Origin of the sequence: Actinoplanes sandaracinus (assembly GCF_030009775.1) — a bacterium.
Lineage (GTDB): Bacteria > Actinomycetota > Actinomycetes > Mycobacteriales > Micromonosporaceae > Actinoplanes > Actinoplanes sandaracinus.
The window spans coordinates 213,416-233,764 of sequence record NZ_JASCTH010000018.1; the positions used below are offsets into that span (position 1 = coordinate 213,416).

Annotated in this window: 11 protein-coding genes; 6 read left to right on the forward strand and 5 right to left on the reverse strand. The window is 71.8% G+C overall.

Features of this window, described 5'->3' with window-relative positions:
* Nucleotides 1-71 precede the first annotated feature (71 nt).
* Nucleotides 72-1,511, forward strand: a complete 1,440-nt coding sequence (gene gndA, locus QLQ12_RS26920) for an NADP-dependent phosphogluconate dehydrogenase (RefSeq protein WP_282763277.1) — start codon at nt 72-74, stop codon at nt 1,509-1,511.
* A gap of 36 nt (nt 1,512-1,547) precedes the next feature.
* On the opposite strand, the gene QLQ12_RS26925 is transcribed toward gndA, so the two are convergent.
* The 4 genes from QLQ12_RS26925 to pgm all read right to left on the reverse strand — a co-directional run bounded on the left by QLQ12_RS26925 (nt 1,548) and on the right by pgm (nt 8,538).
* A complete protein-coding gene (locus QLQ12_RS26925) occupies nt 1,548-3,014 on the reverse strand; it encodes a GGDEF domain-containing protein (protein ID WP_282763278.1) in 1,467 nt (488 codons plus the stop codon).
* 96 nt (nt 3,015-3,110) lie between these two features.
* The gene (locus QLQ12_RS26930; protein ID WP_282763279.1) at nt 3,111-4,466 is read right to left on the reverse strand and encodes an MFS transporter; all 1,356 of its coding nucleotides are present in this window, start codon (nt 4,464-4,466) and stop codon (nt 3,111-3,113) included.
* A 52-nt stretch (nt 4,467-4,518) separates the two neighbouring features.
* Nucleotides 4,519-6,825 carry a putative bifunctional diguanylate cyclase/phosphodiesterase gene (locus QLQ12_RS26935; protein WP_282763281.1) on the reverse strand — a complete coding sequence of 769 codons (2,307 nt, stop codon included), beginning with the start codon at nt 6,823-6,825 and terminating at the stop codon, nt 4,519-4,521.
* Between the two features lie 87 nt (nt 6,826-6,912).
* Nucleotides 6,913-8,538: a phosphoglucomutase (alpha-D-glucose-1,6-bisphosphate-dependent) gene (gene pgm, locus QLQ12_RS26940; RefSeq protein WP_282763290.1), complete on the reverse strand. Its 1,626-nt coding sequence runs from the start codon at nt 8,536-8,538 to the stop codon at nt 6,913-6,915.
* A 94-nt stretch (nt 8,539-8,632) separates the two neighbouring features.
* Here pgm and QLQ12_RS26945 point away from each other — a divergent pair, with 94 nt between their 5' ends.
* A complete protein-coding gene (locus QLQ12_RS26945) occupies nt 8,633-10,381 on the forward strand; it encodes a copper resistance CopC/CopD family protein (RefSeq protein WP_282763282.1) in 1,749 nt (582 codons plus the stop codon).
* Nucleotides 10,382-10,402: 21 nt separating this feature from the next.
* Entirely contained in the window at nt 10,403-11,200 is a 798-nt protein-coding gene (locus QLQ12_RS26950; protein ID WP_282763283.1) for a YaaA family protein, read from the forward strand.
* A 20-nt stretch (nt 11,201-11,220) separates the two neighbouring features.
* On the opposite strand, the gene QLQ12_RS26955 is transcribed toward QLQ12_RS26950, so the two are convergent.
* Nucleotides 11,221-11,754, reverse strand: a complete 534-nt coding sequence (locus QLQ12_RS26955; RefSeq protein ID WP_282763284.1) for an FKBP-type peptidyl-prolyl cis-trans isomerase — start codon at nt 11,752-11,754, stop codon at nt 11,221-11,223.
* A gap of 199 nt (nt 11,755-11,953) precedes the next feature.
* Between QLQ12_RS26955 and QLQ12_RS26960 the strand changes: the two genes are divergently transcribed.
* The 3 genes from QLQ12_RS26960 (at nt 11,954) to QLQ12_RS26970 (ending at nt 19,977) form a co-directional block, all read left to right on the forward strand.
* Nucleotides 11,954-12,727 carry a hypothetical protein gene (locus QLQ12_RS26960; protein ID WP_282763285.1) on the forward strand — a complete coding sequence of 258 codons (774 nt, stop codon included), beginning with the start codon at nt 11,954-11,956 and terminating at the stop codon, nt 12,725-12,727.
* A 40-nt stretch (nt 12,728-12,767) separates the two neighbouring features.
* Nucleotides 12,768-18,185, forward strand: a complete 5,418-nt coding sequence (locus QLQ12_RS26965; protein ID WP_282763286.1) for an MMPL family transporter — start codon at nt 12,768-12,770, stop codon at nt 18,183-18,185.
* A gap of 364 nt (nt 18,186-18,549) precedes the next feature.
* Nucleotides 18,550-19,977: an SDR family NAD(P)-dependent oxidoreductase gene (locus tag QLQ12_RS26970; RefSeq protein WP_282763287.1), complete on the forward strand. Its 1,428-nt coding sequence runs from the start codon at nt 18,550-18,552 to the stop codon at nt 19,975-19,977.
* Nucleotides 19,978-20,349 lie beyond the last annotated feature (372 nt).

A 20,349-nucleotide genomic window follows, 5' to 3' on the forward strand; every position in this document is an offset into this window, starting at 1 on the left:
CGGGCCTCGGTTCCCGTAAGAATGTCCGCGGGGCCCGTAACGGGCGGGTAACGAGGAAGGACGTAGTAGCGATGTCGCAGAAGGCGCAGATCGGTGTCACCGGCCTGGCGGTGATGGGCCGCAACCTGGCCCGTAACTTCGCCCGGCACGGGCACACCGTGGCGTTGCACAACCGGTCCTACGGCCGCACCAAGGAGCTTGTCGAGGAGTTCGGTCACGAGGGCACGTTCCTGCCCGCCGAGACCGCCGAACAGTTCGTGGCGAGCCTGGAACGCCCGCGCCGCGTGGTCATCATGGTGAAGGCCGGCCCGGCCACCGACGCCGTGATCGACGAGTTCGCCCCTCTGCTGGAAGAGGGTGACATGCTGATCGACGCGGGTAACGCGCACTACGCGGACACCCGGCGGCGGGAGGCGGCGCTGAAGGCGAAGGGTCTGCATTTCGTGGGCGCCGGCGTCTCCGGCGGCGAGGAGGGCGCGCTGCACGGCCCGAGCATCATGCCGGGTGGGCCGAAGGAGTCGTACGAGGCTCTCGGCCCGCTGCTGGAGGACATCGCCGCGAAGGTGGACGGCGAGCCGTGCTGCGTGCACGTCGGCCCGGACGGCGCCGGCCACTTCGTGAAGATGGTGCACAACGGCATCGAGTACGCGGACATGCAGCTCATCGCGGAGGCGTACGACCTGCTCCGTCAGGTGGGCGGCCTGTCCCCGGAGGAGATCGCGGGCACGTTCAGCGAGTGGAACGAAGGCCGGCTGGGCTCGTACCTGATCGAGATCACCGCCGAGGTCCTCAAGCAGGTCGACGCGGCGACCGGCAAGCCGTTCGTGGACATCGTGGTGGACCGGGCGGAGCAGAAGGGCACCGGCCGCTGGACTGTGCAGGCGGCCCTGGACCTGGGTGTGCCGGTCTCCGGCATCGCCGAGTCGGTGTTCGCGCGTGCCATCTCCGGCGGTGTGCAGGAGCGCGAGGCGGCCGTGAGCGCCGGGCTGCCCGGCCCGTCGGCGGGGGCCGACCACGTCGGCGGCGACCTGCGCGCGGACGTCGAGCAGGCGCTGTTCGCCTCCAAGATCGTGGCGTACGCGCAGGGCTTCCAGCAGATCCAGGCGGCCAGCAAGGAGTACGGCTGGGACATCGACCCGGGCGCGATGGCGAAGATCTGGCGGGCCGGCTGCATCATCCGGGCGAAGTTCCTGGACTTCATCAAGCAGGCGTACGACAAGAACAACGAACTGCCGACCCTGCTCGTGGACCAGTACTTCCTGGACGCGGTGGCCGGCGCCCAGGACGCGTGGCGCCGGGTCGTGGTGACCGCCGCCCAGCAGGGCATTCCGGCGCCCGGCTTCTCGTCGGCGCTGGCCTACTACGACAGCCTGCGGGCGCAGCGCCTGCCGGCCGCTCTGATCCAGGGGCAGCGTGACTTCTTCGGCGCGCACACCTACCAGCGGGTGGACAAGCCGGGCTCGTTCCACACCCTGTGGGCCGCCGAGGGCCGCCCCGAGGTCGACGCCTGACGTTTCACCTGGAACACCCTCGGTGGAGGGCGCGGTTCAGACGGGCCCGGCCACGGTCACCGGCCGGGCCTCGCGCAGGCCGGCTTTGACCGCGTACATGGCGGCGTCGGCACGGGCGATCAGGTTCTCCCGGTCGGCGCCGTCGCCGGGCCAGGCGGTGGCGGTTCCGATCGAGGCGCCGATGCGCACGGTGTCGCCGGCCACCTCGATCGGGGCGCGCAGCAGTTCGTTGATCCGGTCGGCGACGGGTTGGCCGTCGCGGGTGTGTTCGCCGCGCAGCAGCACCACGAACTCGTCGCCGCCGAGCCGGCCCACCGCGTCCTGCGGCCGCACCGCCCCGGTGAGCCGGTGCGCGACCGTCTGCAGGACCAGGTCGCCGGCCTGGTGGCCGTACCGGTCGTTGACCGGTTTGAAGCCGTCCAGATCACACAGCAGCAGGGTGACCTCGGTGAGTTCGCCGCGGTCGAGGGCGAGCATCGCCTCGTCGATCTGCGTGACGATGTGCCGCCGGTTGAACAGGCCGGTCAACTCGTCGTGGTGCGCCTGGTGAACGAGGGTGCGCTCGGCGCGGGCCCGCTGTGAGGACAGCAGGTGCAGCCTCAGCAGCACCACCGGGATGACCAGCATCGTGCTGACCGGCAGCACCACGCTGGCCGGCCGGTCACCCTGCGCCGCCTGGATCGCGGCGATCAGCGGGTTGGCGCAGAGGGCGGCGGCGAGCCAGCCGAGCGGTGGGTGCCGCGCGATCACCTTGCCGGGCACCGGCTGGGTGACCCAGGGCGCGGACGGCAGCACGGGAGCCGCGGCGAGGGTCAGGTACGCCAGCATCATCATCTGGGCGGTCCACACGGAACTGCCGTGCACGGTCAGCACCGAGACCACGTCACAGGCCAGGGTCAGCGCTCCGGAGAGCATCAGGTAGGCGAGCGGGCCGCGCGCCTTCCGGGCGGTCGTGCCGATGCGGATCACGCAGCCCAGCACGGCGGAGAGCACCAGCACGTCGGACAGCACCAGCGTCTCGCCGAGGGGCGTCGCCTCCGGCCCGAGGTTCGGCCCGATCAGCCACACCCAGAGCGGACCGGCGGCGCAGAGCCCGAACAGGGCGGCGTCGATCAGGCCGCCGGGGTCCTTGCGGCCGTGCCTGCGCAGCGCGGTCGCCGTGCCGACCAGGAAGAGCAGGTGCGCGGACGCCATCACCAGGTCGGTGGGGGCCCCTTCGGCGCGGCCGAGATGGTGGTCGGGAATCCAGTTCGGCCACAGCACCTGCCCGAGGGACAGGAAGCCCAGCCCGGCGACCGCGGCCAGCCACGGCAACCGGTCGGTCAGGTGGCCGGCGCCGAGGGCCAGCAGATAGGTGATGACCGGGACGGTCGTCACCGCCGTGAAGACGACGATCCGGAGTTCGGGGCCGGCCAGCGCGTACGCCGTACCCGCCGCCAGCGCCAGCCCGACCAGCACCGCATGCACGGGCCAGGCAGGCGCCGTAGCACGCGGCCATCCCATCGGCGGTTCCTCCTCAGCGCCGGATTCGCTCCGACGAGAGCAGATCGGCCGTGCCGCGCCGGGTCTGAGGAGAAGCCGCGTGTGAGAAGAAACGGGCTAGGTGGTGGCGGGGGTGGGTTCGGCGCGGGGCGAGTCCTCGGCGACACGGCGGCTGAGCATCCGGTAGGGGCGGCTGGCCAGGGCGAACATCGTGGCGATGACACCGATGATGCCGGTGAGCACGAAGACCAGGGCCATGCCGCGGTCCGGGCCGGTGCCGAACCAGGAACCGATGGCCTCGGCCCCGGCGCCGCCCTCGCTCATCAGCGGGATGAACACGAACTGGGTGACCGGCGAGATCAGGAAGGCGGTCAGGGGGGATGCCGCCTGCTCCGCGCTCTGCGCCAGCCCGAACACCCGGCCCTGCCGCTCGTAGGGCACGACCCGCTGCAGGATGGTCTGCTCGGTGGCTTCGGCGTAGGGCATGAGCAGCATGTACAGGTACATGCCGACGGCCATCGGGATGATCGACGCCCAGAGCGGGAAGACCAGAATGATCACCCAGAGGACGACGTTGATCAGCAGGAGCAGGCGGACCGGGCGGGACCCCAGCCCGGTACGCGCCACGAGGAGCCCGCCCACGATGAAGCCGGTGCTGAGCACGCCCCACAGCAGGCCCCACGTCTGCACGGACACCAGCGACAGGCCGTACGCGTCGGCGAGCGCCATGAAGACGCCGCCGAGGAAGTTGTTGAACGTGCTGAACAGGATCAGCGCGGTCAGCCCGGGCACGGCCGTGATGAGCCGCAGCGTGCCGCGCAGGTCGACGCCGGGTTTGGCGGCCTCGCTGTCGGGGTGCTCGGCGACCCGCTCCGGAATGGTGACGAAACTCAGGTGCAGCACCGACAGGCCGAGCACCACCAGTGCCAGCAGCAGCACCGAGAACATCCCGTCGAAGGCCACCAGCACGCCGCTGATCACCGAGGTGACCAGGAAGGTGGCGCCGGAGACGGTGCCGACGAGGCCGTTGGCCCGGTCCCGGCGGTCCTCGTCGATCAGCAGCGTGACCAGGGTGGGCAGCGCGATGGTGCGGATGTTGCCGGCGATCACGCCGAACATCAGCAGCAGCACGAACAACCAGAGCCGGGCGCTCGCCGGGTCGCGGAACTCCTCGGCGGGAACGGCCTGGTGGACGGCGAACGCGGCGGCGTAGAGGGCCAGCGACGCGATCGCCGACGCTTGGAGCGCGGTCTTCTTGCGGTGGCCGTCGACGACGCTGCCGAACCAGATGCCGGTGAGCGCGGTGAGCACCAGGAAGATGCCGGAGATCATGCCGGTCGCGAACACCGACCGGGTCTGGAGGTACACCCAGAAGGTGACGGCGAACCAGACCGTAAAGTTGATCACCGACACCAGGCCGGTGTTGAGCAGGAGTTGATAGAAGGTGCGGACATGGCCGGTCACGACGGTCATGGACTGCACGGTAGTACTTCGACCCCGGTTGAGGTCCACCCCGGACGAAAGATCAGGCGGCCCGAACCGGATCGGCGGCCATCAGCGCGCCGCACTCGGCCGGGGGCAGCGGCCGGGCCATGAAGAACCCCTGCCCGTACCGGTAGCCCATGTCGCGCAGCCGGTCCAGCTGCTCCTGGTTCTCGATGCCCTCGGCGACCGCTTTGAGCTGGAGGTGCTCGGCGAGCTGGGCGACCGCCGCGGCGACCGCGAGGCGGCCCCGGTCGGCGCCGTCGGCGATGCCGTCGACGAACGACTTGTCGAGCTTGAGCACGTCCACCGGGAAGGCCCGCAGCAGGCTCAGTGACGACTGGCCGGTGCCGAAGTCGTCGAGGGCCAGGCTCACACCCATCTCGTGCAGCGCCCGCAGGGTCTCCTGCACCTGGCGGCCGTCGACCACCGACGACTCGGTGACCTCGAGGATCACGTTGCGCGGGGTGAGCCCGGTGTCGCTGAGCACGGCCGCCACCTCGTCGACGAAGCCGGCCTCGCGAAGCTGCCGGACCGCGACGTTGATGTTGACCGCCTCGACCGCGCCGTCGCCGTAGGCGGAACGCCAGGCGGCCAGTTGAGAGCACGCCTCGCGCAGCACCCACGCGCCGAGCGGCACGATCAGCCCGGACCGTTCGGCGACCGGGATGAACTCGCCCGGCGAGACGAACCCGCGCACCGGGTGCTGCCAGCGGACCAGCGCCTCGGCCCCGTGCAGGCGGCCGGTCACCAGGTCGAAGACGGGCTGGTAGAGCAGTCGCAGTTCGCCGCGGACGATGCCGTTGCGCAGTTCGCTGGCGAGCCGCGCGTGGTTGACCATGTCCTCGCGCATCCGCGCCTCGAACCGGACCCAGGAGGCCTTGCCGGACTCCTTGGCCGCGTACATCGCGATGTCGGCGTTGCGCAGCACCTCGTCGGCGTTCTCGCCGGTGTCGGCGAGGGCGATGCCGGCGCTGGCGTGCAGCAGGAGCTGCTGGTCGGCGATCCGGAACGGTTCGGCGAGCGCGAGCAGGATCCGGCTTGCGGCGGCCTCGGCGAGGTTCGCCTCATCGACGGGCAGGAGCACGGCGAACTCGTCCCCACCGAGCCGGGCCGGCAGCTCACCGGCCGCGCACTGGGCGCGGAGACGCTGCGCCACCTGGTAGAGCAACTGGTCGCCGGCGGCCGGTCCCAGCGTGTCGTTGATCATCTTGAAGTCGTCGACGTCGATGAGCACGGCGCTGGCCGGCTGGTGCGCGTCGAGCCGCTCGCCGAGCGCGACGAGGAACCGGGCCCGGTTGGGCAGCCCGGTCAGGTTGTCGCTGAGCGCGAGCCGTTCCAGTTCGGCCTGCTGGCGGCGGATGCCTCGCAGGGCCAGCGCGTTCTCGCGCAGGCTGAGAAGCTGGCGGGCGACGACGCAGCCGGCGATCAGCACCGCGCCGACGATCACGGTGCGCTGCCGGTGAGTCATGTCCTGGGCGCTGACGCTGATCACCAGACCGGCCGTGGCGGTGACCGCGACGAACGGCAACAGGTTGAACAGCGACCGGTCCGGGGAAGACGCGGCCCCGGCCGCGGGCCGGCTCAGGGCACGGCGCTGCAGCAGGCCACCGGCACAGAACGCGGCCCCGGTCAGCGGGAGGGCGAGCACCGACAGCGCCATGCGGGATTCGTCGGCGCCGGCGATGAGCAGGATGGTGCCGGCGATGCAGGTGATCGGCGCGACGGTGAGCACACGCAGCGCGGCCCCGTCGACGACGGTCTCCGGGGCGGCCGCGGCCTTGCCGATCACCACGAGCAGCAGCACGCCGCCGACCCCGACGACCGCGGCCGCGATCCGGGCGCTCAGCGAGGTGCCCTCGGGAGCCAGGTCGAGCACCACGTACCAGAAGATCAGGGCGCTGGCGACGGCGATGGTCACGGTGTCGAGCAATGCCCGGGCCCAGCCGGCCGCGGTGCGCCGGGGCCCGGGCAGGCCGAGGAAGGCGAACATCAGCAGCACCACGCCGAGCATCAGCGGCACGGCCACCCAGAGCGACAGGCCGGTGTTGTTGTTGGCCCGGGCCAGCGTGACGACCGCCGCGATCGACAGGGCGATGCCGGAGTACTGCAGCCGGCGCCAGAAGAGGCGCACCGGCCGGGGCAACTGGATCACCCGGGCGATCCGCTGGCAGGCGAACGTGCCCGCGGCCATGGCCAGCGGGCCACCGAGGTAGCCGTAGGTGACGTCGCCGGCGTCGCGGATCAACAGCCAGACCAGAACGCCGGCGACCGCACCGACGGCCACCAGCGCCGGCACCAAGCCCGCGGTGCGCAACCGCGGTGCGCCGGCGGTCTCCGGTTCGCTCATCTGTTTCGTACGGCTCCTGCCCGGTAGGCGCATTTCACCCTGCAGACTGCCTGTCGGCGAGGGAGCCGCTTTACTGAGTCGAAACCGTCAGCCGGACAGTGCGGCGGACACCACGCCGCGCGCCTCCTCCTGGATGCGGGCCAGGTGGTCCGGGCCGAGGAACGACTCGGCATAGATCTTGTAGACGTCCTCGGTGCCGGACGGCCGGGCCGCGAACCAGCCGGACCCGGTCACGACCTTGAGGCCGCCGATCGCCGCGCCGTTGCCGGGCGCGCTGGTCAGCACCGCGGTGATCGCCTCCCCGGCCAGTTCCTTGGCGGCGACCTGGGACGGCGACAGTTTCGCCAGGATCGCCTTCTCCGCGGGCGTGGCGGGGGCGTCGATCCGGGCGTACGCCGGCTCACCGAACCGCGCGGTCAGTTCCCGGTAGTGCTCGCTCGGGCTCTTGCCGGTGACCGCGAGGATCTCGGAGGCGAGCAGGTCGAGGATGAGGCCGTCCTTGTCGGTGCTCCACGGGCCGCCGTCGCGGCGCAGGAACGACGCCCCGGCGCTCTCCTCGCCGCCGAACCCGATCGAGCCGTCGAGCAGGCCGGACACGAACCACTTGAAGCCGACCGGCACCTCGTCGAGACGACGGCCCAGGTCGGCGGCGACCCGGTCGATCATCGACGACGACACCAGGGTCTTGCCGATGCCCGCGGCGGACGGCCAGCCGTCGCGCGACGAGTACAGGTAGGCGATGGCGACCGCGAGGTAGTGGTTGGGGTTCATCAGGCCGCCGTCGGGCGTGACGATGCCGTGCCGGTCGGCGTCGGCGTCGTTGCCGGTGGCGATCTGGAAGCGGTCCTTCTGCTCGATCAGGGAGGCCATCGCGTACGGCGACGAGCAGTCCATCCGGATCTTGCCGTCCCAGTCCAGCGTCATGAACCCGAACCGCGGGTCCACGTTCGGGTTGACCACCGTCAGGTCCAGACGGTGCCGGGACGCGATCTCACCCCAGTAGGCGACGCTCGCGCCGCCGAGCGGGTCGGCGCCGATGCGGACTCCGGCACTCCGGATCGCCTCGACGTCGATCACGTTGGGCAGGTCGTCGACGTAGTTGCCGAGGTAGTCGTACGTCTCGGACGTCGCCGGGCGGGCGGCGCGCCGCACCTGTTTGAGGCCTCCGGCGATCAGCGCGTTGGCGCGGTCCTGGATCCACCTGGTGGCGTCGGTGTCGGCCGGCCCGCCGTTCGGCGGGTTGTACTTGAAGCCGCCGTCGGCCGGCGGATTGTGCGAGGGCGTGACGACGACGCCGTCCGCTTTGGCCGAGTTGTCGTTGTTCCAGCGGAGGATCGCGTGTGACAGGGCGGGTGTCGGCGTGTAGCCGTCCCGGTCGTCGACCAGGACGGTGACCTCGTTGGCCGCGAACACCTCGATCGCGGTGATCATGGCGGGCTCGCTGAGCGCGTGCGTGTCGCGGCCCAAAAAGAGCGGGCCGGTGGTGCCCTGCTCCCGCCGGTACTCGACGATGGCCTGGCTGGTCGCGGCGATGTGATCCTCGTTGAAGGCGGTCCGCAGACTGGAGCCGCGGTGCCCGGAGGTGCCGAACGCGACCCGCTGCCCCGCCTCGGCCGGGTCCGGGTGCTCGGTGTAGTAACGCGAGATGACCTTGGGAACGTCGATGAGGTCGGCCGGTTCGGCCGGCCTACCGGCACGGGGGTGGACGGACATGACGGCCTCCTCGGTGGCGGGGTCGGGCGCTGTCACGGATCGTATCCACAGGCGCCGGTTGAACCTTTCCCCCCGTCGCCACGAACTACCTCATGTGATCCGCGTGCTCCTCTTCCTGTCCGTCCTGCTGACCACCGCTGTCGCGCTGCCCGCCGCCCCCGCGGCCGCCCATGCCGCGCCGGTCGGTTCGAACCCCGCGCCGGGAAGTGTGATCGGCGCCTCGCCCACCGAGGTCACCGTGACCTTCAGCGAGCCGGTCGCCCCAGTCCCCGGGAACGTGCAGGTGATCGCCCCGGACGGCGAGCGGATCTCCGGCAAGGCCACGGTCGAGGGCACGACCGTGCGCATCCCGGTCCGCAAGGCGAAGAAGCCGCTCGGCACCTACCTGATCAGCTTCCGGGTCATCTCGGCGGACAGCCATCCGGTCGGCGGCGCGATCACCTTCTCGGTCGGCGGGCCTTCGGCGCGCCCCGAGGCCCCCGCCGCCTCCACCGGCACCCATCCCTCCGTCGCGGTCGCGGTCCCCCTCTTCCGGACCATCGGGTACGGAGGACTCACGCTGATCGCCGGCCCCGCGCTGTTCCTGGCGTTCCTGTGGCCACGGCGCCGCGACCGGCGCGGGGCGCTCCGGCTGATCCGGGTCGGTCTGGGACTGACCGCGGCGTCCGCGCTCGCCGCGATCGGTCTGCAGTCGCAGCAGGGCAGTGGGGCGGCGCTGTGGCAGGTCACGGGCGCCGAACTGACCGAGGTGCTGACCAGCCAGTTCGGGCTGCTGCTGGTGGCCCGGCTGACGGTCCTGGGCGCTCTGGCCGTACTCCTGCCCCCGCTGCTGCGGCGACCGGAGCGGACCGTGCGGGTGGCCCGGACCGTGCCCGAACCCGTTCTGGTCGGCGCGGGCGCGGCGGAAGCGTCCGCGCCGTCCGCGCCGGCTCCCGCGCTGTCCACGCCGCCCGCGCCGCGGCCCCGCCCGCACCGGGTCCGGGTGGCCGCCGTCCTGCTGCTCGCCGTCGCCGGGCTGACCACCTGGCCGCTGACCGGGCACGCGATCGCGGTCCCGCTGCCCGCGGTGACCGTCGTGGTGGGCGTGGTGCACATGGCCGCGATGGCGGTCTGGCTCGGCGGCCTCATCACGTTGACCGGGTTCCTGCTGCGCCGCACCGAGGCGCGCGTGCTCGGGGTGATCCTGCCGGTCTGGTCCCGGTGGGCGGCGCTGTCGGTGATCTGGCTGGTGGTCGCGGGCGCCGTGCAGTCCGTGGTCCAGCTCGGCTCGCTGCCCGCGCTGTGGCAGACCGGGTACGGGCGGCTGCTGCTGGTGAAACTCGGCATCCTGGCCGTGGTGCTGGCCGCCGCGGCCGGCGCCCGCCGGATGGTGACGTCCCGGCGCAGTGGCTCCGGGCTGCGGTGGACCGTCGGCATCGAGGTCGCCGCGACCACGGTGATCCTGGCGCTCAGCTCGGTGCTGGTGCAGGTGGACCCGGGCCGCAGCGGGGCCAAGCAGAGCGCGATCACCGGCAAGGGCTTCTCCGAGACGCTGACCAGCGACCTCTACACGGTCCAGTTCAACATCTATCCGGTCGAACTGGGCGAGTACAACACGGTGCACGCGTTCCTCTATAAACCGGACGGGGCGCCGCTGACCGCCGAGGAGTGGGAGGTCTCCGCCCGGCTGCTCGACCCCAGCCTGGAAGCGGTGAAACAGCCAATGGCCGGCCTGATCCCCGGAAACCAGGCGCTGGGCTCGCTGTCGTTCCCGCTGCCCGGCACCTACGAGGTCACCTTCACCATCCGGGTCAGCGAGATCGACCGCGCCACGGTGAAGACCACCGTCAAGGTCGCGGGGTGACCGACCGGCTAATCTCGCGGCGTGCTGATCCTGCTCCCGCCCTCTGAGGGCAAGACCCCGGCCGCGTCCGGCGCACCCGCCGACCCGTCGGCCCTCTGGCTGCCGTCGCTGGCCACGGCCCGGACCCGGGTGCTCAAGAAGCTCGTCACGATGTGCGCGCGGAGCAGTGAGCGGTCGGTCGCCGACAGCCTGGCGGTGCTCGGCCTGAGTGACGGGCAGCGGGCGGAGATCACCCGCAACGCCGGCCTGCTGTCGGCCGCGGCGGCACCGGCGTCGCAGATCTACACCGGGGTGCTCTACGAGGCGCTCGAACCCGCGGGCCTGGACACGGCGGCCCGGGAGTGGCTCGACCGGACCGCGGTCGTCTTCTCCGGGCTGTGGGGCGTCGTGCGGCTCGGTGACCGCATCCCGGCCTACCGCTGCTCGGTCGGTGTCACTCTGCCGGCGCCCGTGGGCGGGCTCACCGCGTACTGGAAGAAGGTCTTGAAGTCCGCTCTCGACGAGGCGACGGCCGGGACGCCGGTGCTGGACCTGCGCTCCGGCGCCTATGCCGCGATGTGGGCCCCGGGTGCGAACGCGGCCGCCCTGCGTGTGCTGCACGAGCGGGTCGTCGACGGGGTGACCAGGCGGTCCGTGGTGAGCCACTTCAACAAGGCCACCAAGGGCCGCCTGGTCCGCGCGCTGGCGGTGGAGTCCGCGAACCCGGGCTCGGTGGACGAGTTGGTCACCGCCCTGCGCGATCTGAAGTTCACGGTCGAGGAGCGGCCCGGCCGGCCGGCCGGGCCGCGTCAGCTCGACGTGGTCGTGACGGAGCTGTGACTACTCCGCGGACGCTGTGATCACTCCGCGGACAGGATGTCGACGATGAAGCGCAGGTCGCCGCGCTCCGGGCCGTAGGCGAGGGCGGCCGGCACGTCCAGCTGGATGCGGCTGCCCACCTTCTGGCCGGGGATGCCCTTGTCCCAGCCCTGAATCAGCTGGCCGGTGCCGATCTCGAAGCTGATCGGGGTGGACTTGCCGTCCTTCCACGACGAGTCCATCACCTCGCCCGAGGTGTAACCGGTCAGCATGTAGTTCACGCTGATGGTCTGCCCGGCCTTGACCACCTCACCGGAGCCCGGGATCAGCTCCTTGATGACCAGATCGGTCAGCGTGCCGGTGCCCGTGGTCACCTTCGGCTCCTGAGTGATCCCGGCGTCCCCGGACGCCGCCTGCGCCGCCTGCGAGGCCGGCGCGGCCGTCGGGACCGGCTGGTCGTCGTCGCGCACCATGAAGAAGACGCCCACCAGGACGGCGAACACGAGCGCGCCGCTGAGCACCCCGGCGATGGCCTGCCCGCGGCGCTTGCTGGTGGACGTGGTCTGATCGCTCATTCGTCAAACTCCCGGTCGGCAAGTCGGAAACTCCGGACACGCTACTCGCAACCGGCCGTAACGCGGCGGAGAACCTCCCCCGAACCGCCGATAGGGATGATCATCCGTACGTCTCCGACCTGGCCTGCCCTCTTCTCCAGGGCCCTGAGGGATGAGATCGTTTACCGCTCCTGCCCGTCCCGCCTGATCTGGAGGATCTTTGCCTCTGCTCGATCCCGAGGGACGGCGTCACTGGCGGGAGTACCGGCAACCGGCTGCGGTGATCATGGCCGGGGTGCTCACGGTGGTCGCGTTCGGCCTGGTCGTCCAGAACACCGCCGACCGTGGGGAGGAGCCACGGGCGTCCGCGCCCGCCGCCGGCGAACCGTCCCAGCAGCTGCCCATCCCCCTGCCGACGGCCGCCGGATCACCGTCGTTCACGCCGGTCGACTCGATCGCCATCGAGCGGGTGCCGATCGCCTCCAGAATCGACCTCGCGGCCCGCGGCACGATCGACTGGGTGCACTGGGGCGAACAGGGCCGCTTCTCCCTCGAACGCAAAGCCGGCGGCGGGTTCTCGATCCTCGAAGGCACCCCCACCGAACCGCGCAACCGGCTCACCGCCGGCCCGCAGCGGTACGCCTGGACCGGCGGTGAGCCCCTGGCGGCGTCGTCCGGCGCCACCAGCGGCATCGGCACCTGCGGCAGCGGTCACGGATTCACCCTCTCGGCGCCGGCCGGGATCCAGCAGAACACTCTGACCCTGTACGTCGGGGCGACCAAGGCCCGCGGCAGGCTGCGAGTCGAACTCAGCACCGGCGGCGACATCGTCACCGACGTCTGGGGCAGCCGCGGTGAATCGATGGCGACAACCGCCTACGTCATTTCCTACCGGGCCTCCGCTACTGGCAAGATCTCGGTCAAGTGGATCACCGCCTCCACGTACGACGAGAACTGCGGCGGCGTGGCCCTTCAGGCCGCAACCCTGAGCTGAACTGCTCGAACTCTCTGTTCAACCCGGAAAGGGGAACCCTGTGTTCGCGGGCTGGGGATCGCGGGTCGCCCGCCTGAGGTGGCTGGTGCTCATCGTCGCGCTCGTCGCGGTGATCGGTGCGGGCACCTGGGGCATCGGCGTGTTCGGGCAGCTCACCGAGGGTGGCTTCAACGACCCACGCAGCGAGTCGTCCCGTGCCGCCGACGTGGTGGCGGCCGCGACGGGTGGGCAGGGCGGCGACGTCATCGCGATCTACACGCCCGACCAGGGCACCATCGACGACGCCGCGCTCACCAAGCGCATCCAGGAACGGCTCGGCGCGCTGCCGGAGAGCGCGGTGAAGGCGCGGGCCTCGTACTGGGACGAGAAGGCTCCGGCCTTCGCCGCCGAGAACAAGTCCAGCGCGGTCGCGGTCATCACCCTCACCGGCGACGACGACGCGGCCAGGATGGCGGCGTACGGCGAGATCGAGGACTCCTTCACCGTCGCCGGCGCCCAGGTCCAGCTGGCCGGCGGCATCCCGCTGAACCACGCGTCGTCACAGCGCTCGACCGAGGATCTGGCCTTCGCCGAACTGGTGTCGCTGCCGATCGTCCTGATCCTGCTGCTGATCATCTTCGGGTCGCTGGTAGCGGCCTCCCTGCCGGTGCTGGTCGGCGGCTGCTCGGTGCTCGGCTCGCTCGGCGTGCTGCACCTGATCGCGCTCAACCACGAGGTCAACTCGTTCGCCATCAACGTGGCCAGCCTGCTCGGCCTCGGCATGGCGATCGACTACGGCCTGTTCATGGTGGGCCGGTTCCGCGAGGAACAGGCCCTGCACGACACGGCCGAGGCGATCCGGCGCACCGTGGCGACCGCCGGCCGGACCGTCGTCTTCTCCGCGACGTTGCTGATGACGGCCCTCGCCGGGCTCCTGCTGTTCCCGCAGGGCTTCCTCAAATCTCTGGCGTACGGCGGACTCGCGGCCGTCTTCCTCGCCATGCTGCTGTCCCTCACCCTGCTGCCGGCGCTGCTCGCCGTGCTCGGGCCGCGCGTCGACATGCTCCCCGTCCGGCTGCCCCGCTTCGGCCGAGGCGGAGACGGCGGCTGGCAACGGCTCGCGGCCGGGGTGCTGCGGCGACCGGTGCTCGTGGCCGTACCCATCCTCGCGCTTCTCCTGCTCCTCGCCCTTCCGATCCTGGACGTCCGATTCGGCGAGAACGACGAGCGGCAGCTGCCCGCCGGAGACCCGTCCCGGGTCGCGGTGGAGACGCTCAAAGCCGACTATCCGCAGTTCGGCTCGGACGGCGTGCAGATCGTGGTGCGCTCCACCGACGCCGCCGCGACACCCGACATCACTGCGATCAGTGAGGCCGCCGCGAAGGTCGCCGGCGTGGAGAAGGTGTCGCCCACCGGCGGCAACGGCAAGGAAGTCGTCGTGCTCACCGCCGATCTGGCGAGCACCGACGCGTTCAGCACCGAAGCCCGCGACGCCGTCGACGGCCTGCGCGCCCTCGCTGCTCCCGACCGCGCCGAGGTGCTCGTCGGCGGCCTCACCGCCCGCAACGTCGACAGCCTGGAAGCCATCGGCGCCAAACTGCCGGCGATGATCGGCATGCTCGTCGGGGCCACCCTGGTGCTGATGTTCCTGGCGTTCGGCTCGATCCTGCTGCCGATCAAAGCGGTCGTGATGAGCGCGCTCAGCCTCACCGCCACCTTCGGCCTCCTTGTCTGGATCTTCCAGGAGGGGCACGGAGCGTCGCTGCTCGACGTCACCCCGACGCCGCTGGAAGCCGGCATCGTCGTCCTGATGGCCGCGGTCGTGTTCGGCCTCTCCACCGACTACGAGGTGTTCCTGCTCTCCCGCATGGTCGAGGCCCGCCTGCGCGGCGCCACCACCACCGAGGCGGTGACCATCGGCCTGACCCGCACCGGCCGGGTCATCAGCGCGGCGGCGCTCCTGCTCATCGTGGTGACCGGCGCGTTCTCGCTGTCATCGGTGACGACCATGCGCTTCATCGGCGTCGGCATGATCATCGCCCTGCTGCTGGACGCGACGGTGGTCCGGGTCCTGCTCGTGCCCTCCGTGCTCGCTCTCCTCGGCGACGCCTCCTGGTGGGCGCCCGGCCCGCTGCGGCGCCTCCAGGAACGCGCCGGCCTCGCCGAATACGCGGGCGAGGAAGAAGCTTCCGGGCGTCACGCGTGGCGGCCGGTGGACCCCTCCCTCGAAGAGACCACCGTCCTCGACGGGACGCTCCTCGCACGGGCCGTGCCGGCGCAGGCCGCGCTGACCTCCGGCGCCCCCGGCCCGGACCCCTCCAGCACGGTGGTGCTGGACTACGACGCGGTCCTCGGCTATCTCTCCGACAAGGAGCAGGCGGAGGCCCACGCGGGCGGGCTGCTGGCGGATCGTTCCTCCGACGGTACGGACGACGTCCCGCACATCTCGGACGAGCTGGACGTGGCTTCGGACATGGCCGCCGCTTCTGACGTTTCCGCCGTTTCTGACGTGGCGGACGTTGCCGCTCTTCCCGTCGACGAGGCTCAGTCGCCGGAAGCGGACCTGGTCACCTTCCAGGCGGTTCACTCGGAGGTCGTCAGCGCCGAGGCGGCCGACGCGGAACCCGTCGACTCCGAGGCGATCTGGGCGGAGGTCGAGGCCACCCTGGCCGCCGGCGTCGAGATCTCCAAGCCGGGCCCGGACGAGCGCGACCGCACGCCCACAGCCCCGGTGGAGCTCCGTTCCGACCCGTACGCCACGCAGGTTCTTCACCTGCCCGGCGCGCCCACGCCGGAGCTCGGGGACGACGTCCCGGCAACCGGAGCCCTGCCGACTCAGGGCCTGCCCATCCTCTCCAGCGAGGCCCTCGCCGAACGCCGCGAGCATAGCGAGTCCGAGGCCGCTCCCGACGCCTCGGTGACCCAGGTCCTCCACCTGCCCGTCACCGAGCCGCAGGAACCGGCCTTCCCGGTGACGGTCGGTCCGTCGGGGGATCCCTCCGACTCGTCCGGCCCTTCCGCTCCCTCGGACCTCGCAAACCCCTCCGACCTCGTCGACCTCACCGACTTCGCGGGCCCCTCCGTTCTCGACTCCGAGACAGACGCGGCGTCCGTGTCCGCCGCCCCGGCGGAACCGGCGATCACCGCCTTCGAGGCCGCCGCCTCCTCCCCCGCCGCGGCCTCTTCTTCCGGCACCGGGTTCCCGGCACGGTCCTCCCGGGACCTGTTCGACGCCACGTCACCCACGGATCCGGAGAGGGAAGCGGTGACCACGCCGCAGCCCGAAGCCAGCCTGCCGCACCCCTACGCCGAACGAGCGGGCCGCCCGCAGACGCTCGACGACTGGCTGGCCGGCGCGCCGGCCGCGCCCCGGCACCGGCCCGATGCCGCGCAGCCACGCCCGCGGACGCTCGGCGATCTGCCGGTCGCCCCGGTGAGCTCCCAGCCCGCCTTCCGGCAGCGCCCGCAGTCCCTCGAAGAGTTGCTGGCCACATCCACGCCCGGGGTGACTCCCCCTGGTGCGGTGCGGCCCTCTGACCCTTCCCTGCCGTCGGAGTCCTCCCACGAGGCACACTCCGACGAGGCCTTCGCCGACGCGCCGGTTCCGGCCGAGTCAGTCATCCCCGCCGAACCCGATGCGGACGCGGCCCGCATCCCCGCCGAACCCGATGCGGACGCGGCCCTCATCCCCGGGGCCCAGACCGCGCCGGCTGAAAGTCCGGCTGAACTGGAACAGCCTGAGATCGCTGCTGCCAGCGTGTCAGACCTCGCGTCCGAGGCTGTCCCGCCGGTCGCGCTTGTCTCGCCGGTCTCAGCGATCTCGCCGGTCCCGCCTGTCTCGCCGGTCCCGCCTGTCTCGCCGGAACCGCCTGTCTCGCCGGAACCGCCTGTCTCGCCGGAACCGCTGAGTGAGCTGACCACGCCCGAGCCCGGCGTGCCCCAACCCGCGAGCAAGCCGGCCGCGTCCGCCCAGCCGGACGAGGTGGGCGAACACACGGTGTTCGACTCCGCGGACGAACCGGACACCACCCGCGCTGTGGAGGCCGACGAATTCGCCGAGCCGGCCTCGGCGGACCCACTCGACTTCCTCGCCGAACATGGTCACCGGGAGGCTGAGCCGGTCACCGATCAGGATCGGACCGAATCCCCCGCCTCCACCGACGAAGAGCCGGTCGCCGCAGAGCCCCACCCGCCCATCCCCGCCGACGAGCCCCTCGGAATTGAACCGGCAACCGCGGCGGAGCCGACGATCATGGTCGAGCCTGCGGTCACGACCGAGCCTGCCGTCACCGCCGAGCCTGCCGTCACCGCCGAGCCTGCCGTCACCGCCGATGACCTGACCGAACCGGTCGGTCAAGCCGAATCGACCGCCGACGCCAAGTCCATGGATTCCGTCGACCCGGCCGGCGTGAACGACGCCGCTGATATGGCCACTCTCGATGGCTCGCCGGCTGAGCCCGAGGCCATCCCCGCCATCGATCGGGCGGCGGCACACACGGCACCGCAGACCAACCCCGATCCTGCCGCCATCCCCGACACATCCACCGAGGACGAAACCGTCGTCGACGCGGTCGAACCCGCGGAGTCCACGGTCACGGCCCATGCCGCCGACGCCGACGCTGCGGCCGACGCCGAGACACCGGTGCGGAACCGCCGCCCGCAGACCCTCGACGAGTGGCTGAGTGGCGCCTCCACCTCACCGGACCCGGTCCCAGCCCGCCGCCCGCAGACTCTGAGCGACTTCTCGGCGGCCGCGGCGCACCGCCCCCCGCCGCTGGAGAACAACCCCACCGCCCCGATCAGCCCCGCTGTTCCCATCGGCGGCGGGGTGTCGACTCAGCGACCGCTGAGCTTGCAGGACGCCTCCACGACCCCGGTCGGCGCCGGGGCCTCGGTTCAGCGACCGCTGAACGCGCAGGACGTCTCCACGACCCCGGTCAGTGCCGGCGCTCCGGCGCATCGGCCGCAGAGCCTGGGCGACCTTCCGGCCGGTTCTCGCAGCCGCCCGCAGGTTCCGGGCGAGGCTGCCACCGCTCCGATCAGCGCCGGAGCACCGGTGTACCGGCCGCACAACCTCGGCGGTGTCCCGGCCGCCCCGGCCCGCCGGCCGCAGACCCTCGACGAGTGGCTGAACGGCGCGGAGACAGCACCGCCCGCCACTACCGGGGTCGAGCCGTACACCGTCGCCGAGCCTGGGCCCGGCGAGCCCGGACATGCGCCGGAACCCGGGCCGGAGCTCTCGGAAGGACGGCTGGGCGATCCCGTTCGCCCGGCCACTCTCGCCGACCACCTGCCGGAGCATGGGCGCACCTCCCGTCGCCCGGCCAACACCGGGCCGTCCTGGGCGGACGGATCGAGCGAGCACCCCTACGACCGCCCGGCACGCCGCCCCGCTTCCCTGGCCGACCATCCCGGTCCGGTCCGGCCCCACCGGGAGCGGCCCGCGGACGAGCCGGATCCCGACTCCCCCGCTCGCTGACGGCGGCAGCGGTGAGCGCTGGCCGGTCCGGCGGCGGTCACCGCCGTACCCCGGCCGGTCCGGCGGCGGTCACCGCCGTACCCCGGCATCCGCGCAGCGCCGGGCATGCCGGCCGTCGCTCGGACACCTCACCGAGACCCGTCCACCAGGGGGCGCAAGACATGTGCCGCCGGCCTTGTTCCGGCGGCGCACGCCGCCGCCGGCGCCGGCGGCGGCGGCGTCACCACGTGACCGCTTGACAGCTGATGGAGTCGGCTGCATGTTCTCGCTTGGCGGGTGCGGTGGCCGATAGGACGGCCGGTGGGTCGATGGCTCCACCGGTAAGTACAGTGCGTGCGGGCAGCAACAGAGGGAGACGTACGAAATGACCGGCAGTGTCGACCCGGACGCCGTGGGCGTGGATCCTGACCGCCTCGCGGTCTGTCTCGCGGTCTTGACCGAGGTGGAAAGCCTGCCGCCAGATCACCCGGACGCGGTGCGGGTGCGGCGTGCGACCGCCGGCCTGTTCAAGACGGTGAAGGTTCAGCGGCGCCGTGATCGCCGGCAGGCCGTGCTGGCGAACGATCGCGCGGTGACCGAGGCGACCGCGACCGGCGCGCCGGGACGGATCGACGACGAGACCGCGGGCATTCCGCTGCGCAGCACGGTGCGTGGTGCGACCGCGGGCGTCCTGAAGCAGGCGCGCGGCTGTTATGTGTGCAAGCAGCGGTTCACCGTGGTGGACGCGTTCTATCACCAGCTCTGCCCGTCGTGCGCCGAGCTGAACCACTCCCGGCGGGACGCACGCACCGACCTGACCGGGCGGACCGCGCTGCTCACCGGCGGGCGCGCCAAGATCGGCATGTACATCGCGCTGCGGCTGTTGCGCGACGGCGCGAATCTGACGATCACGACGCGGTTCCCGCACGACGCGGTCCGCCGTTTCACGGCGATGCCGGACAGCGCCGACTGGCTGCACCGGCTGCGGGTGGTCGGCATCGATCTGCGGGACCCGTCGCAGGTCGTGGGCCTGGCCGAGTCGGTCGCGGCCCGGGGGCCGCTCGACATTCTGATCAACAACGCGGCGCAGACGGTACGGCGTACCGCGGGCGCCTATTCGGAGCTGGTGTCGGCCGAGTCCGCTCCGCTGCCCGACGGTCCCCTGCCTGAGCTGGAGTTCTTCGGTGGCGCCGCGTCGATCGGCTCATCTCCGGCGGCGGCGCTGACCGCGGCACACCCGCCGACGCTGTCCGCCAAGGAGGTCACCGAGATGGCGCTGACCGCCCGATCGGTGGCGATCGACGCGGGTGGCCTGGTGCCGGACGTGACGTCGACGAACAGCTGGAGCGACCGGGTGCACGAGGTGGCGCCGCTGGAGCTGCTGGAGGTGCAGCTCTGCAATGTGACGGCGCCGTTCATCCTGGTGAGCCGCCTGCGCCCGGCGATGACGGCGTCGAAGTTCAAGCGCCGCTATGTGGTGAACGTGTCCGCGATGGAGGGTATCTTCGCCCGTGGCTACAAGGGCGCCGGCCACCCGCACACGAACATGGCGAAGGCCGCGCTGAACATGTTGACCCGCACCAGCGCGGACGACATGTTCGCCGACGGCATCCTGATGACCAGTGTCGACACCGGCTGGATCACCGACGAGCGGCCGCATCCGACGAAGATGCGCCTGCACGAGGAAGGCTTCCACGCACCACTCGACCTGGTCGACGGGGCGGCCCGGGTGTACGACCCGATCGTCCGCGGGGAGCAGGGCGAGGACCTGTACGGCTGTTTCCTGAAGGACTACGCCCCGGTCGCCTGGTGATCGACGCGAAGCGGGCCGCACCGGTGAGGTGCGGCCCGCTTTGTCATGGAGGGACATTGACCGCTGAAGTACGCGGTTATCGAAGAGCCGGAATACCCAAGGGCATACCACCGGGACCGCCGCCAGGACCGCCACCGGGACCGCCACCGGGACCGCCGCCAGGACCGCCACCGGGACCGCCACCGGGACCGCCACCGGGACCGCCGCCAGGACCGCCACCGGGACCGCCGCCAGGACCGCCGCCAGGACCGCCGCCAGGACCGCCGCCAGGACCGCCGCCAGGACCGCCACCGGGACCGCCGCCAGGACCGCCGCCAGGACCGCCACCGGGACCGCCACCGGGACCGCCACCGCGACCGACCGCGGGACCGC

What these genes read in the sequence shown, in the direction of transcription:
- QLQ12_RS26935 (WP_282763281.1), bottom strand. Translation starts at nt 6,825, where the DNA reads ATGAGCGAACCGGAGACCGCCGGCGCACCGCGGTTGCGCACCGCGGGC.
- QLQ12_RS26925 (WP_282763278.1), bottom strand. Translation starts at nt 3,014, where the DNA reads ATGGGATGGCCGCGTGCTACGGCGCCTGCCTGGCCCGTGCATGCGGTG.
- pgm (WP_282763290.1), bottom strand. Translation starts at nt 8,538, where the DNA reads ATGTCCGTCCACCCCCGTGCCGGTAGGCCGGCCGAACCGGCCGACCTC.
- QLQ12_RS26930 (WP_282763279.1), bottom strand. Translation starts at nt 4,466, where the DNA reads ATGACCGTCGTGACCGGCCATGTCCGCACCTTCTATCAACTCCTGCTC.
- gndA (WP_282763277.1), top strand. Translation starts at nt 72, where the DNA reads ATGTCGCAGAAGGCGCAGATCGGTGTCACCGGCCTGGCGGTGATGGGC.
- QLQ12_RS26970 (WP_282763287.1), top strand. Translation starts at nt 18,550, where the DNA reads ATGACCGGCAGTGTCGACCCGGACGCCGTGGGCGTGGATCCTGACCGC.
- QLQ12_RS26955 (WP_282763284.1), bottom strand. Translation starts at nt 11,754, where the DNA reads ATGAGCGATCAGACCACGTCCACCAGCAAGCGCCGCGGGCAGGCCATC.